Annotated in this window: 9 protein-coding genes; 4 read left to right on the top strand and 5 right to left on the bottom strand. The window is 66.3% G+C overall.

The window, feature by feature from the left end; translation table 11 throughout:
* Positions 1-228 precede the first annotated feature (228 nt).
* Positions 229-564, bottom strand: coding sequence for a hypothetical protein (locus tag ACOYYX_RS22350; protein ID WP_422923835.1), 336 nt, complete (start codon positions 562-564; stop codon positions 229-231).
* Between the two features lie 561 nt (positions 565-1,125).
* Between ACOYYX_RS22350 and ACOYYX_RS22345 the strand changes: the two genes are divergently transcribed.
* The 4 genes from ACOYYX_RS22345 (at position 1,126) to ACOYYX_RS22330 (ending at position 8,865) form a co-directional block, all read left to right on the top strand.
* Entirely contained in the window at positions 1,126-6,624 is a 5,499-nt protein-coding gene (locus tag ACOYYX_RS22345; protein ID WP_422923833.1) for a calcium-binding protein, read from the top strand.
* 168 nt (positions 6,625-6,792) lie between these two features.
* Positions 6,793-7,185: a hypothetical protein gene (locus ACOYYX_RS22340; RefSeq protein WP_422923831.1), complete on the top strand. Its 393-nt coding sequence runs from the start codon at positions 6,793-6,795 to the stop codon at positions 7,183-7,185.
* Positions 7,186-7,437: 252 nt separating this feature from the next.
* Positions 7,438-7,704 (top strand): hypothetical protein, encoded by a 267-nt coding sequence (locus ACOYYX_RS22335; RefSeq protein WP_422923829.1) that lies wholly within the window; start codon positions 7,438-7,440, stop codon positions 7,702-7,704.
* Positions 7,705-7,728: 24 nt separating this feature from the next.
* Positions 7,729-8,865 (top strand): hypothetical protein, encoded by a 1,137-nt coding sequence (locus ACOYYX_RS22330; RefSeq protein WP_422923827.1) that lies wholly within the window; start codon positions 7,729-7,731, stop codon positions 8,863-8,865.
* 163 nt (positions 8,866-9,028) lie between these two features.
* Here ACOYYX_RS22330 and ACOYYX_RS22325 read toward each other — a convergent pair whose 3' ends face one another.
* The 4 genes from ACOYYX_RS22325 to ACOYYX_RS22310 form a co-directional block, all read right to left on the bottom strand.
* Positions 9,029-9,646, bottom strand: coding sequence for a response regulator transcription factor (locus tag ACOYYX_RS22325; protein ID WP_422923825.1), 618 nt, complete (start codon positions 9,644-9,646; stop codon positions 9,029-9,031).
* Complete coding sequence (locus ACOYYX_RS22320) at positions 9,618-11,117, bottom strand: ATP-binding protein (protein WP_422923824.1); 1,500 nt, start codon at positions 11,115-11,117, stop codon at positions 9,618-9,620. The genes ACOYYX_RS22325 and ACOYYX_RS22320 overlap by 29 nt, the downstream gene beginning before the upstream one ends.
* Positions 11,118-11,343: 226 nt before the next feature.
* Positions 11,344-12,789, bottom strand: coding sequence for a DUF1501 domain-containing protein (locus ACOYYX_RS22315; RefSeq protein WP_422923822.1), 1,446 nt, complete (start codon positions 12,787-12,789; stop codon positions 11,344-11,346).
* A gap of 46 nt (positions 12,790-12,835) precedes the next feature.
* A complete protein-coding gene (locus tag ACOYYX_RS22310) occupies positions 12,836-15,685 on the bottom strand; it encodes a PSD1 and planctomycete cytochrome C domain-containing protein (protein ID WP_422923820.1) in 2,850 nt (949 codons plus the stop codon).
* Positions 15,686-16,005 lie beyond the last annotated feature (320 nt).

The following is a 16,005-nucleotide window of genomic DNA, read 5'->3' as shown; positions in this document are numbered from 1 at the left end:
AAGGGGTTCGTGATGAAAGCGCGAGCGTCGCTGCCTTGAAATCGAGCGGACTGCGAATGCAGTCTGTGGCAAGTGAGCGGGTGAATTCAAAGCAATCATGGGCTCTTTTGATATGAATGTACAAAAGCCGTTGCTTCCGGACGGACGCCAGGGCATCACGCAAGCAGCCTCGGGTGATCGTGGTGTCCTGATGAGGGAGGCGGCAATTTCGCTCGACTTGCGCAGCCTCTACACCCCCTGCGCAGGCGGAGCGGGTGCGGCGTAGATGATCCCGCGGATGGCGGACGGGAGTTTCCTGATGGACGGGCCGCCTGTGACGTGTACGAAAACCCCTTCGGCCCAGGCACGGTGTCGGATGGCCGATAGGGCGTCCGGGGAGATGCGGACCGCCTCGCCCGGCCAGGCGACCGCATGTATTGCGGCGTAGAGTATCGTCGCGACTGAGTAGAGCCCGAAGAGGTACGGGATGGCCCGCAGGTCCGTCGGCTTGCTCCAGCACCGCGTCGTCTTGATGCGGAGCTCGGAGCGGTCGTCGGCCGTGTCGCGGCATGGGGTAAACGGCACCGGCCTGGCCCACGGGCTCAGGGCGAACGCGAAACGTCCCCGGCAGCTCTTGCTAGCAAGCTCCAGGCTTCGTCATCTCGAGGTAGATTCGGCTGGCCTCTTCCTCGTCGATACACCGATGGTGAAGCAAGAAATCACTTCTTGTAAGTCGGACTAGGCTTTGTGTAATTAGGAAGTGTTTGTGTAATTCTGTAGAGCCTAAGCGTAAATGCATGATGAAGCAGAAACACAATCGGAGGAGGCCTGAGCGAGTTCGAAAAGGCATATCGTTGAGTGGCGTATGTTAAATTGGGAAAAATGCGAGATCGTTCCGTTGACGTGCGGATTTCAAGGATTATAGTATTTCTGAATCTATTGAATGCAACCTCTCCGGGCCCTCGGGCAGGGGCAGGTTCCCCCCAATGGGGCGTGCGATCGCCGTGCAGGTCACGTGAGTCGGTAGCACGTTTCGGGTCGAAACGTGCGGCGAATGCCTCGAATCGCAGGCGGCGAGGCGGCCGGATCGGACACGTGGCTGGGGTGCGTCGCATCCTCATCATTCAACTTGATGAAGAGACACCAATGAAGCTTCCCAGGCGCAAGTCCGCTTATCGCCTCCCCACGTCCACTTCACGCAGTCATGCCGCCAAGCGCGGCCGCAAGATAGGCCTGATCGAGTTGCTGGAGAGTCGGGTCGTGCTCTCGACCATCGACTGGACCAACCGGGGTGTCAGCGACAACTTCGACCTCTATGGGGCGAACGAAGACACGGCGAGGCAGATCGTCGACACGGCGATCGACCTCTGGGAGCAGGTGATCGACAACTTCAACTACGCGAACTCGGGGGGCATCAACGAGCCGGTCGCCGACAACACGTATGAGATCGAGATCAGCGCGTTCGATTTCAGCACCCTCGACCCGCCCCAGAACCTCAACGGCCGCACGTTCGACCTACAGGCCGATATCTTTGGCAAGCCTTACGCGGCCAAGATCGAGCTCAACTCCGACATCTCGAACTGGTACTTCGACGCCAATCCCGACACGGATGACGAGTTCGACAACCTCCTCACGCCGTTCGCCGGGTATTTCGACGGCACGAGCGCGAACGACTTCCTCCGCACGACGCTCCACGAGCTCGGCCACGCGATGGGGATCGCGGGCTCGATCCTCTTCGACCAGACGACCGACACCGGCTTCAGCGACCCGGTCGCCTCGCTCGACGACCCGGGGGTGCTTCGCCTCTTCGACCAGCGCTTCGTCAGGGCGGCCTTCACCGACGTGGGAGGCTCGCACACGTATGAAGGCCCCCGGGTCGCCGACCTGCCGATCCTCCCTTATGACCTGATGAATGCCGGGCGTGCCACCAACGACCCGCCAGTCGGCAGCGACGCCGTCCTGCGCAAGCTGATCTCCGACATCGACGCGACGATCCTCCAGCTCGCCTTCGGCTACACGATCAACGCGCCTTCGACGATCAGGACGATGCAGCACAACTTCGTCGAGGACGCCCAGACCCGCGTCGTCGTCGCTACGGGGGGCAACGACACGATCATCGTCAAGCTCGCCGACGACGACACGAAGATCTCGGTCAGGGTCAACGGCACCGAGACCCTCTTCGACCTGGCCACGTCCTCGGGCCTCGTCATCAGGGGGTTGGCCGGCAACGACACCATCCACATCGACCAGTTCCTCGGGATCCCGATCGCGGTCGACGGCGACGAGGGGAATGACACCCTCAACGTCCTCTACGACGCCGACCTCGACGGCACCGAGATCTTCTACAACGGCGGCGCCGACTTCGACAGCCTCCACCTCCAGGGGGGCGACGGCCTCGAGGGGACGTACAACGTCGGGCCCGCGAGCGACGCCGGCAGCGTCCTCTACTCCGACGGCGGCTCGCAGGTCTCCATCTTCTTCTCGGGCCTCGAGCCGATCATCGACGACGTCGTCGCCGCGAACCTCACGGTCGCCGGAACGGCGGCCGAGAACGAGATCCACTACCTGGCCTCGAATCTCATCGGCCACGGCCGGGTCCAGGTCGACGACTTCGAGCGGATCGACTTCAAGAACAAGACGACCCTGACCCTCAACGGCCTCGGCGGCGGCGACTCCTTCCTGCTCGACAACTTCGCCACCCCCTTCGGCCTGACCGGGATCGTCATCAACGGCGGCGCCGGCGACGACTCGATCCAGGGGGCCAATTCCTCGGTCCCGCTGACGATCGACGGCGGCGACGACGATGACACCATCGTCGGCAGCCGCTTCGGCGACTTCATCAACGGCGGCGCGGGGGTGGACACGATCGACGGCGGGGACGGCTCCGACACCATCGACGGCGGCTCCAACTCCGACACCATCAACGGCGGCGCCGGCGCCGACACGATCTTCAGCAACAGCGGCGACGACGTCATCGACGGCGGCACCGGGCAGGATCGCCTGATCGTCTCCGGGAGCCTCTTCGCCGACGACATCACGCTCGCGTCGAACGGGGTCGGGCTCGAGGTCACCATCCTCGGTGGCGTGCTGGCCACGCTCGACGTCACCGATGTCGAGGGGGTCGAACTCCTGCTCGACACGGGCGCCGACGTGGTGACGATCGAGGACCTCAGCTCGACGGCCGTGACGCACGTCGGCATCGGCCTCGGCGACGACCTGATCGACCTCGACGAGGTCAACGTCCTCGCCCGCGACGTGGCCGACGACCTGGCCGTCTCGGCGATCACGCCCGACCTCGCCAGGCTGACCGGCCTCTCTTACACCGTAGAGGTCTCCGGGTTCGACACCGACGACATCTTCGGCGTCTCGGCCCTCGGCGGCGACGACGTCCTGCTGGCGACCGGCGTGGCCGGGTTGCTGGCCGTCCGCCTCTTCGGCGACGACGGCGAGGACACCCTGAGGGGCGAGGCCGACCGGCTCGACGGCGGCGATGGCGACGACGTGTTCGAGGAGGCCCGCGGCAACCTGATCGGCGGCGCCGGCGACGACCTCTTCTTCATCGGGGCCGGCGTCGACCAGAACTCGGTCGATGGCGGCCCCGGGTTCAACCAGATCGTCGTCAGGGGGCACGACGGTGCCAACACCATCGCGGTCACGCAGGCCCTCAACATCGTCACGATCGCGGTGGACGGGGCGCAGAGCGTGAGCCAGGTCGCGAACATCACGAGGATCCTCGTCGAGGGGCTCGACGGCGACGACACGATCACGCTGACCGCCCTAGCGATCGAGGCCCGCGTGGATGCCGGCGACGGCGATGACTCCGTCGACGGCTCGGCGACGACCGTCGTCTCCCTCCTGATCCTGGGCGGCCTCGGCGACGACACCCTCATCGGCGGCGGCCTGGCCGACCGCATCGAAGGGGGCGACGGCGACGACACCATCACCGGCAACGGCGGCGACGACGACCTCTTCGGCGGGGCCGACTCCGACGCCTTCATCAGGGGCGCCGGCGACGGCGAGGACGTGGTCGAGGGGGGCACCGGCCTCGACTCCTTGACGTTCAGCGGCCTGCCGGCGGCGTCCAACTCGTTCTTCCTCCTCTCGGATGGCAACAGGGCCGTGGCGGTCCTGGGCGCCGGCTCGGCCGACACCGCCGACGTCGAGCAGATCAGCCTCATCGGCGGCTCGGCGGGCGACCTCTTCACCATCGACTCGCTCACCACGACGGATGTCACCCTGGTTGATGTCGACCTCGGCGTCGGCGGCACGCAGGACATCGTGATCGTCAACGGCTCGAGCGCGGCCGACAAGGTCGGTGTCGCCCCCTCGAACACGGCCGACGTGGAGGTCGCCGGGCTCTCCGCGCTCGTGCGGCTCTTCAACACCAGCGACCAGGACTGGCTCAACGTGCGGGGTAATGGAGGATCCGACGAGATCGAGGTCGACCCCGACGTCCTCCCGTTGATCTCGGTCCAGCTCGACGGCGGCTCGGGCAATGACATCCTCAGCGGGGCGACCCGGATCCTGGGCGGCGTGGGCAACGACACCCTGACCGGCACCGAGTTCGCCGACACGATCCTCGGCGGGCAGGGGGCCGACACGATCCTCGGGCTCGGCGGCTCCGACCTCCTCCTCGGCGACGCCGTGGGCACGGGCGTCGGCTCGAGCCCGCTGCTGACCCCCATCTTCCAGATCCTCAACCCCGACCCGGCCGGAGGCGCAGCCGACGACATCCACGGCGGCGAGGGGGACGACACCATCAACGGCGGTGCCGGCGGCGACACCCTCAAGGGGGGTGCGGGCAACGACACGATCGGCATCGTCAACGTGCCGGGCGTCGGCCTCTTCAGCGAGCCCGGCAATGACCTCATCTACGGCGACGGGGTCGAGGAAGACGCCACCGACGGCAACGACCTCATCAACTCCGGCGACGGCAATGACAAGGTCCACGCCGGCGGCGGCAATGACGAGGTCCACGGCGGCCTCGGCAACGACGAGATCGACGGCGACTCCGGCAACGACCTCCTCTTCGGCGACGACGGCAACGACAGGGTCAGCGGCGGCGACGGCGCGGATGAGATCCACGGCGGCGTCGGCGACGACCACCTCGAAGGGGGATCGGGCAACGACAACATCTTCGGCGAGCAGGGGGCCGACACGATCCTCGGCGGCCACGGCGACGACACGATCGACGGCGGTGACGACGCCGACCAGATCTTCGGCGAGGACGGCAACGACGCGATCCTCGGCGGGGCCGGCAACGACCGCATCGAAGGCGGGGCCGGCAATGACGTGGCCTACGGCGGCCTGGGCGAAGACACGATCCTCGGCAACGGCGGCAACGACGTCCTCAACGGCGAGCAGGGCAACGACCGGCTCGAAGGGGGAGACGGCAACGACGCCCTCTATGGCGAGGACGGCAATGACACGATCCTCGGCGGCGCCGGGATCGACGTCGCCAGGGGCGGCGAGGGGGACGACTCGATCGACGGCGGGGCCGACAACGACTTCCTCGACGGCGGTAACGGCGTCGACACGATCCGGGGCGGGACCGGCAACGACGCGATCGACGGCGGCAGCGGGGCCGACCATCTCTTCGGCGACGACGGCAACGACTCGATCCTGGGCGGGACGGGGGCCGATGGCATCGAAGGGGGCGCCGGCGATGACCTGATCTTCGGCGGCGACGACGACGACACGATCCTCGGCGGCACCGGCAACGACAAGATCATCGGCGAGCAGGGGAACGACAAGATCGACGCCGGCGACGGCGACGACCTGATCACCGGCGGCCCCGGAAATGACCTGATCTACGGGGGTGCGGGGAGCGACGTGGCCTTCGGCGGAGTCGGGGCCGACACGATCGACGGCGGCCCGGGCGTCGACTTCCTCTTCGGCGGTGACGGCAACGACATCCTCCGGGGTCGCGACGGCAACGACTGGCTCTTCGGCCAGGCGGGTGACGATCTCCTCGAAGGGGGCTTCGGCGACGACCTCCTCGTCGGCGGCGTGGGCAACGACCGGCTCCACGGCGGCAACGGCGTCTTCCGCGAGGTCCACCAGCCCGACCCCGCGAATGAGGCCGACGGCAATGACGTCCTCCTGGGCGGCGACGGCTTCGACGTCCTCGACGGCGGCAACGGCAACAACGTCCTCGACGCCGGCGACGACGTCTACCGCGAGACGGTGCTTGCCGGCTCGGGCAACGACATCGGCTTCAACCACTTCAACCGCGGCGAGGGGCCGAACGGGGCCTCCGACGTCCTCGTCCTCGACGGCGGCACCAACGTCAAGCACCACTACGGCGCCCTCCAGGATCCGGTCCCCATCCCGGACGAGCCCCCGTACCCCTCCGCCGGCCTGAACGTCTTCACCGTCTCGACCGCCGCGATCGCCACCGGCCCCGACTTGATCTCCGGCATCGGCCGCCCCACGGCTACGTTCATCGGCGAGGGCCTCCCCTCGAGCATCGCCCTGCCGAAGAATTCCCTGGTCCAGCCCTTCCGCCTGTCATCCTCGGCTCGCCAGAGGAACTTCACCACCCCGCGTTTCCGCGGCAACAGGACCCGCGCCTGGGACGCCTTCCGCCCCCGTGCCGCCGCCCGCCCCGCCCAGCTCTTCAACGGAGGCATCTCCCAGGGCTAACTCTGAGGTTTTTGCCTCATCGACGTTGATATCAAGGATCGCATCCCGAGCCATACTTCGGGATGCGATCCGCTTTTTTGCTAGCATGTAAATGTAAGGTGCCGCTGGAAATGAACTTCTGACGGCCATATGTGGCCTGATTGCGCGGCCAGGCGGGAGCACATGTTCATGAAAATCGAGATCCGTCAGGATGTGGGTGAGACGGGTTCCCTCGAGGAATTCACATGGGATCTATTCCCCCTGGTGGATGCCTCGACGACGTTGCACCTCGAAGGATCGGGCCTCCCCCGTGTCGGCTCCCAAATCGAACCCGGCATGATCTTCGTCGGCAAGATCGCCCGGACCCTATCCTATGACCCAAGCCATCAACCCACCCCCCTCGAGATCCATGGCCTCGACCGCCAGGCCCTCCGTCAGAAATACGGCCACATGTGGCGAGATACATCCCACTACGCCGACGAATCGCAGTCGGGCACGGTCATGAGTGCGTCCTTCGTGCAGCGAGACGAATTGGTATTCGCAATAGTGTTGATCGTAAAAGGCAAGCTCTACTCCGAGTGATCACACCCGTGGAGGCGACGCGATCGCTCGCGTGCTTCCCTTCGCTCAATCTGATAGGATAGAGCGAAGGCCGGGCCAATTGCTGTTTCGCGTGAAGGCGTTAATAAAAGTAAACGGCCGAGCGCCCGGCCTCCTCGGCGAGGGTCTACCAACTTGAGCGGGTCGACATGTCTCCAGGACTCACGGCGCGATGGAAAGCGGGTGTCTCGATGCAAGTTAAATCAAGACATGAAAATAATTCGACTTCGGCCAATGCTCTGGCTCGCCGTCCTGGTCTTGTCCTATGCCTGGGGCATGAACCCCGGCATTTCTGAGGCGAAGGAAGATCGCGTCAGGGAAGGGTGGCGGTATAGCTCGGCCGGAAAGGAGGGCTCCTTCAGGAAGGTCGGCGGGAAGTTCTGGCTCGAGACGAACCTCGAGGGGGTCGAAGTCGAGTTCGAGGAGAAGGGGCGGCACGCGGCTTATGTCGAGCTGTTCGACCGGGGCAGGATGCTCTGGCTGCGGCTCCACGACGACTAGGCCGAGTGGCGGCAAGGGGACGCGGTGGCCTGGTCGCTGCTGACCAAGGGACGCTGGGTGGAGCCGAGGCTCCTGCCCAGGCTGGCGCCCACCGACTACAAGATCAGGCTCTGCTACTTCGTCCCCACCGACCGCGAGCCCACGCCCAGTTACGCGGCCAAGATCCGGGTGTTGATGCATTATGTCGCCGAGGTCTATCGCCAGGACTTCGAGTCTCGGGGCATCCGCAGCAAGGGCCTGGCGTTCGAGATGGATGGGGCGCAGCCGGCGGTCCACCTCGTGCGGGGCAATCACCCCGCGGCTTATTACAACCACGCGCCCGACTACGACGCGAACCACCAGTGGAAGACGGTCCTGCCGGAGATCCCCAAGACGGTCGGCCAGCCGGGGCGGAACCTGATCCTCATCCTGGCGGAGACTTATGACTCGGGCGAGGCCAAATATGAGTGGCCCGGCGGCGTCGCTCTCGGCCAGCGGATCTCGTCGGATGGGGGCGTCGGCCTCTTCTCCGCCTGGATCCTCCGCCCCGAGTTCTGCGCCCTGACGGTCGCCAAGCAGCGGCCGATGTTCTTCGACGCGACCCCGATCAAGGGCCGGACCGCGCTCGGCCACGGCGGCCCCGACTCCCCCCGCTTCGAGTTCATCGAGGATGGCTTCGGCGCCGTCGCCCACGAGCTCGGCCATGCGCTCGGCCTGCCCCACGACCGCCGCCGCGACGAGGTCGATATCATGGGCAACGGCTTCCGCAACCTCCGCTGGAACTTCGCCGCCAAGCCCGACCCCAATCGCCGCGCCCGCTTCTCCGACCTCAACGCCCGGATCCTCTACTCCTCACGCTACCTCGCCCCCGACTGCGACTTCTCCGACCAATCGCCGCCGAACCTCGAACTGAAGTGGGTCGGCAATCCTGGCCCTGGCGCCTCGGCCGTCCGCGTCCAGGTCACGGCTTCTGACGACAGGGCCCTGCGCGCCATCGCCTTCTTCGACCCCGAGCAGGACCTCGTCGTGGAAGGCCGCGCCCTCTCCGGCCGCAGCAAATCATTTGAACAATCGCTCAAGCTCAAGTCCTCCGCCGATGGCCAAGTCCGCGTCCAGGGCCTCCTCACCGACATGGGAGGCAACCTCGTCACCGTCGAGATCAAGGCCGGGGATGATCGCTAGGATTTTGTCGCGAAATCCTGCCCCAAACCTTGGCCGACCCGCGCGAGGCGGATTCAGCCAAGCCTTTGTAGGGAAGTGGTCGCGATCTGGGTGGGAACGATTCGCTGCGACCATTCGGGGGCCCGAGGCCGAGCCAGGGAATCGGGCACGAGGGCGTTCAGGCTCATGAATTGTCGAGGGATTCGCTGAGGATGGAGAGCCTGAGGAGTTCGGCCAGGGACGTCACGCCCAGCTTCTTCATCAGGCTCGAGCGTCGCATCTCGACGGCCCGTGAGGTGATGTCTAGCTCCGCGGAGATGGCCTTGTTGGGCAGGCCGCTCTTCACGAATTCCAGGACCTCGCGCTCCTTGTCCGTCAGGCTCCGGAATCGGTTCCGGATCGAATCGCGATCGGCCTGGGCGCGTCGGCGGTCGGCGTCTTCGCGGATCGCTCGCTGCACGCGGTCGAGGAGCTCCTGGCGATTGAACGGCTTCTCGACGAACTCGATGGCCCCGGACTTCATCGCCCGGACGGCCATCGGGACGTCGGCGAAGGCCGTGATGAAGATGACGGGCATCCCCTGGCCCCGGGCCACGAGCCTTTCATAGAGGTCGAGGCCGCTCGTCCCTGGCATCCGGACGTCGAATACGAGGCAGCCCGGATGATTGGGGCGGAAGTCGTCGAGGAATTCGGCGGCCGAGGGGTAGACGCTGGCCCGGAGCCCGACGGTCGTCATCAGCCAACGCAGCGAGTCCCGCATGTCGGGATCGTCGTCAACGATGTAGACCACTGGCTCGAGCATCACTGCCACCGTCAGGAGGGATCACGAATCGGAAGGTCGTCTGTTCTCCAGGCGTCGATTCGACCTCGATTCGACCCTGATGTGCCTCGACGATCGTACGGCTGATCGCCAGGCCCATGCCCATCCCTTCATCACGCGTGCTGAAAAAGGATTCGAAAACCTGGGCGATTCGATCGGCCGGGATGCCCTCTCCATTGTCCTTGACGAGGAACTCGAGCCCCTCGGGTTCGCCCTTGCGAACTTGTATAACCACTTCTGCTGCCGTGGGTTGCGGGTTCGCCAGCGACTCGAGGGCGTTGCGGATGAGGTTCACGAGCACCTGCTGGATCTGAACCGGGTCACACCAGAGTAAGGGCAACTGGGGTGCCACTTCGATTTGGAGGAGGACGTTACGCCTCTCGGCCTCCTCCTGGAAAAACTCGCGGACCTCGGCGACGAGGCGATTCGGCTCGACCCATTCCCGGGTGATTTCGTGGCGAGTCACGAACTTGCGGATCCGGCTCACGATCTGACCCGCCCGGAGCGCGGCATACAAAACCTTGTGAAGCGCCCCCTTGATCTCCCCGAGATCAGGGCTGGGTCGCTCGGTGAGGATCAGGCATCCCTCGGCGTAATTCGCGATCGCGCCGAGGGGTTGGTTGAGTTCGTGGGCCAGTCCCGTCGCCATCTCGCCGACGGTGGTCGTCCTGGCGACGAGGCTGAATTGCTCGACGAGCCTGCGCTGATGCTCCTCGGCCCGGAGGCGTTCGCGGGACTCATGCTCGAGGTCCCGGGTCCGCTCTCGGACCTTCTCCTCGAGTTCCCGGCGGGCCCCGTCCAGTTCCAGGATCTGGCGTCGGATCAGCCCGACCGCGGGCCTGAGGCTGAGCCTGCCGACGAGGGCGAGGCCGCACAGGATGAGCCCCGTGACGATCCACCCCGTGCGTCGAACCCGGTCCACCCGCTCGTTCGCCTCCTGTTCCAGGAGTGCGACCACGCCATCCATCTGCTCGAGATAAGTCGCCTCGGCCCCCAGGATCCTGGCGACGCAATCATGGCAAGCCCCCGGATCTCGCGAGAGTTCCGAGGCGGCGTTGCGGATCTCGCGGTAGGAAGGCTCGAGTTGATCGAGTCGGAGTTGGACCGACCGACTCGAACCTCGCACCGAGGCTCCTGCCGAATCGCCGAGACGCAAGGACTCATGGGCGAGAGTCCATCGCCTGAGCACACCCTCCACCTCATTCCGACGCGCGGAGCGCTCGGCATCGTCCCGCGCCACTTCGATGGCGAGGGCGGCCTTGGCCAGTCGTTGGCTCAGCATCCGTTGCCGGCCCGCGACGTTGATCACCGGCGCATCGGTCATGATCCGCAACAGTGCCGGCTGCACCAGCAACTGGTTGAGCAGCACGAGCGTCGCGACGACGATCAGGACGGTCTGATAACGACGTTCGAATGACGACGCCGGATCGATCGGCTTTGCGGTGGGTCTCATCGGTCGGAAGGCTGCAGGCGTGCCTTGGATTGATTCTCACAACCAGCGTCGCCAGTCTACCAGCCACCCTTCAGATTCGACCAGTGAGCACAATCCTCCGTCAGCCCTACGTGCCTTGCCTCTCGACCAATTCGAAACAGGAACTCTGTAGTCGCTTCAAGGGTATGCGCATGGCCTAATGTCATCGACGAGAGCATGCGATTGCGCTGGGCACCTCACGCTAGACTTAGGTGAGGATTTCGGTCACGACATTCCCGTGAACGTCGGTCAAGCGGAAGTCTCGGCCGGCGTGGCGGTAGGTCAGCTTGGTGTGATCGAAGCCCAGGAGGTGCAGGATCGTGGCGTGCAGGTCGTGGACGTGGACGGGGGACTCGACCGCCTTGTAGCCGAACTCGTCGGTCGCGCCGTGGATGTGGCCCCCCTTGATCCCGCCGCCGGCCAGCCAGACGCTGAAACCCCAGTGGTTGTGGTCGCGGCCGAGGCCGGGCTTGCCGTTGACCAACTCCACCGACGGCGTGCGGCCGAACTCGCCGCCGCAGAGGATCAAGGTGTCCTCGAACAGCCCGCGTTGCTTCAGGTCGGTCAGGAGCGCCGCGATGCCCTGGTCGCACTGCTGGGCGAGGTTACGGTGCTCGGTGGGGAGGTTGGCGTGGCTATCCCAGGGCTGGACGTCGCCGTGGAAGAGCTGCACGAAGCGGACCCCGCGCTCGACGAGGCGTCGGGCGATCAAGAGTTGGCGGGCCTGGATGCCGGGACCGTACATGTCGCGGATGTGCTGGGGCTCGCGAGAGACGTCGAAGGCGTCGCTCGCTTCCATCTGCATGCGATAGGCTAACTCGAAGCTGGCGATCCGGGCGTCGAGCGCGTCGTCCTCGGCGCGGCCCTGGAGGTGACGCCGGTTCATCTCGCTCAGGAGGTCGAGCTGGCGCCGCTGCTCGCGCGATGAGACATAAGAGTTGCGGATGTTCTCGATCAGCTCGTCCGCTTTCTCCTTGCGAGTGTCGATATATGTGCCCTGGTAGACGCCCGGCAGGAAGGCCGAGCGCCAGTTGGAGACGTCGGCGACGGGGAAGCCGGGGCACATGGAGACATATCCCGGCAGGTTCTCGTTCTCCGAGCCGAGGCCGTAGGTCAGCCAGGCGCCCATGCTCGGGCGCGAGAGACGCTCGTCGCCGCAGTTCATGAGCCGCATCGACTGCTCATGATTCGGCGTGTTGGCGTGCATCGAGCGGATGATGCAGAGGTCGTCGGCGTGCGCGGCGGTACGCTCGAAGATCTCGCTGATGGGGATGCCGCTCTCGCCGTGGTTGCGGAACTTGAAGGGGGAGCCGAGCGCGGCGCCGGTGCGTCGCTCGGTGGTGAAATTCCCCTGCGGCAAGGGCTTGCCGTCATACTTGGTGAGCATCGGCTTGGGGTCGAACGTGTCGACCTGGCTCGGCCCGCCATTCAAGTAGATGTGGATGACCCGCTTCACCTTGGGGGCGAAGTGGGGCAGCTTGGGCGACATCGGGGTGAGAGACGACGCCGCGGCGGGGGTGTTGGCCTTCGCCGCCCGGGGGCCGAGCACGCCGGCCTCGCCCAAAAGTTCCGCCAGGCCGAACATGCCGAAGCCAGTCCCGGCCCTCTGGATCGCCTCGCGTCGCGTGATCCGGCGTCGTAGGTCGACGTCCATCGTGTCCGCCTCGTCTGGATTGGTGGGGAGGGCCGAAATGTCGATATCAATCCACAAACATTAATTCATTGGTCATCAGCAGGACCTGCGCGAGCTGCGCGCGGGGGTCGAACTCGCTGTCGGCCGGGGCCTTGAGGAACCGCTCGGCCGACTCCAGCTCGTCGGGGGCGGGGGGCCTGGCCAGGACGAGCCGGTAGAGGGCCCGGATCGAATCCTGGGGAGCCGAGGCCTCCACGTCGGGGCGAGACGCCAGCGCCTTGGCCTGCTCGACGACCAGCGGCGAGTTCATGCTGAAGAGGGCCTGCTGCGGGACCGTCGTCATCGGCCGGCGCTCGGCCGAGGCGTCGGGGCTGGCGAAGTCGAAGGCGCGGAAGACGGCCGGGAGCCCCTGGCGGTCGACCATGCCGTAGACCGTGCGCCGGGCGTTCTGCGGGTCGTTGGCCACGTCGACCGACTTGCCGTACATCGTCAGGTCGAGCCGCCTGGAGACGAACAGGAGCGTGTCGCGCATGGCCTCGAAGTCGAGACGCCGGCGGTTCGCCCGCCAGAGCAGCTTGTTCTCCGGATCCAGCTTGCGGGCCTCCGGCCGATCGACGCTCGCCTGCTGATAGGTGCTCGATAGAACGATGAGCCGATGCAGATTCTTGAAGGACCAGCCCCCCTCGATGAAGCGGGCGGTGAGGTCGTCGAGCAGCTCGGGGTGGGTGGGAGGGGTGCTCCGCTCGCCGAAGTCGGCGGGGGTGGAGACCAGCGGCTCGCCGAAGTGGTGCATCCAGACGCGGTTGACCGCCACGCGGCCGGTGAGCGGGTTCTTGGGGTCGGCGATGGCGTTGGCCAGATCCAGCCGCCCGCCGCCGTTGGGGAAGGGGGGCTGGGCGTCGCCGGCCAGGACGCGGAGGAACCGCCTCGGCACCGATTCGCCCGGCTGCGAGGGGTTGCCGCGGACGAAGATTCGCGGGGCATACGGCTCGTCGGAGTCGACCAGGATCATCGCCCTCGGCGCGGCATCGGCCGCCTTGACGGTCATCCGGTCCAGCTCCACCGGGAGCGGGCCGAAAGCGTCGATGTCGACCCGGGGCAGGTAGGCCACCGTCTGGCTGCGCGGGAAGTACGAGGGGCTCTCGGTCCCCTTGACCAGGCGGAGGACCTGAGCGCGGGCCTCGTCGCCGGGGTCGGGGGGCGTGGCCTTGGATTCGGAGTAGACCCGCCCGATCATGTCGGCATACGCCTTGACCACGTCGGGCCAGGAGCCGAGCGAGGACGTCGCGAGGGCGGACCTGACCAGCGGGTTGAGGCCGCCGGGCCCGGTGCCGTCGGGCCGCGCGGACCAGCGGGCGAGGACCGCGCGGGCCTCGTCGGCGAACTTCGCCTCGTCGCACTTCTGCAGCTCCGACCAGGGGCCGAAGACCGGGTCGCTCGCGACGGCCCGCTGCTTGAGGAAGCGGCGCCAGCGGGCGATGATCGGGGGCCGGAGCTGGCCGGGGTCGAGCGACATGAAGAAGAGGGCCGTCTCGAGCGGGTCGGGGGGCGTGGTCGCGGCCTGGGTCAGGTACTCGCCCGTGCGGGTGCGGGCCTCTTCCGACAGATACGCATACTTGTCGTCGAGGAACTTGCGGATATTGGCACGCTTCACGCCGGCCTCCTGCTCGAAGGCCTTGCGTGCGGGGGTCTTTGCCGGGTCGTCGATGAGCGGGAGTTCGAGCGGGGCCTCGGCGCCGGCGAAGACGCCGTAGAGGGCGTAGTAGTCGGCCGTGGGGATCGGGTCGTACTTGTGGTCGTGGCAGCGGGCGCAGGAGATCGTCAGCCCGAGCAGGCCCCGGCCGACCGTGTCGATCTTGTCATCGATCTGGTCGTGGATGTTGTTGTCGAACATCCGGCCGAGCGTCAGGAAGCCCATCGCCGCCAGGCGCCAGGGCTGATCCTTGGGGGCGACGACGTCGGCGGCGAGCTGCTCGCGGATCATGCGGTCGTAGGGGGCATCCTCGTTGAAGGAGCGGACGACGTAGTCGCGGTAGGTGTAGGCGAAGGGCCGCACGCGGTCGTCGCCGAACATGAGGACGCCGTCCTTGGAATCGGCATACCTGGCGACGTCGAGCCAGTGCCGGCCCCAGCGCTCGCCGTAGCGTGGCGAGGCCAGGAGCCTGTCGACCACCCTGGAATAGGCATCATCCGAGGTATCGGCCTCGAACGCGGCGATCTCCTCCAGGGTCGGAGGCAGGCCGGTGAGGTCGTACGAGACCCGCCGGAGCAAGGTCCTGCGGTCGGCCTTCGGCGAGGGGGAAAGCCCGGCAGACTCCAGCTTCGCCAGGATGAAGGGGTCGATGGGGGACGAGGGCCACGCCCGATCCGCGACCTTCGGCGGCTCCTTGCGGGTCACCGGCTGATACGACCAGTGCTTGCGGGCCTCCTCGAAGTTGATCTCGCGCGACTTCGACGCCTTCGCGGCGACGGCGTTGGCCTTGGGGAAGGTCGCGCCCCCGGCGACCCACTGGCGTAGGGTGGCGATCTCCCCATCCGGCATCTTGGACTTGGGGGGCATCTTGAGCGAGGCATCCTCATATCCGACCGCCTGGACGAGCAGGCTATCGTCGGGCTTCCCCGGCTCGACGGCCGGTCCGAGGTCCCCCCCCTTGAGCAACCCCTCGAGCGAGTCGAGCGCCAGGTTCCCCTTGAACTTCCCCGATTGCGTCGAGTGGCAGCCGAAGCAGCGATCCACCAGGATCGGCCGGACCTTGGACTCAAAGAAGTCGATCCGCGCCGATTCCGGGTCCTCGGCGCCGAGGGCAACGCTCATCCCCTGGGAATCCGCGGAGAGGAGCGCCAAGGCGAAGAGCAGGGCGGCTCGCGCCTTCCGGCCGATCCAGGGTTTTCCGAACGTATGCGTCGGAGCCGTCATGGTTTGGGTACCTCTGGCCCTCTGGTTGGCAGTGGGCGCGGTGGGAGGAGACGAGGTCGAGGATAGCAGGTGGGCGAGCCGGGGTCGATCGAGAAACTCGGGTCACTTCTTGGCGGCGATCGGCTTCTTCATGCCCTTGAGGTAGGGCATCTTGGGGTATCCCCCCTTCATGATATCGTGGGGCGTCGGAGGCGGGGTTAGGTCGCTGGGCATTCCCATCTCGATGCCCCCCCGTCCGCAGCCGGAGAAGGCCAGGGTCATCGCCAGGCCGAGGGTACACGAGCGGGATTCTCGGGTGTCTCATATTCGTTATTCCAGTT

The sequence above is a fragment of the Singulisphaera chitinilytica genome, assembly GCF_049331405.1.
In the GTDB taxonomy this organism is placed as follows: domain Bacteria; phylum Planctomycetota; class Planctomycetia; order Isosphaerales; family Isosphaeraceae; genus PoT.
This window is presented reverse-complemented; position numbering and strand designations above follow the sequence as displayed.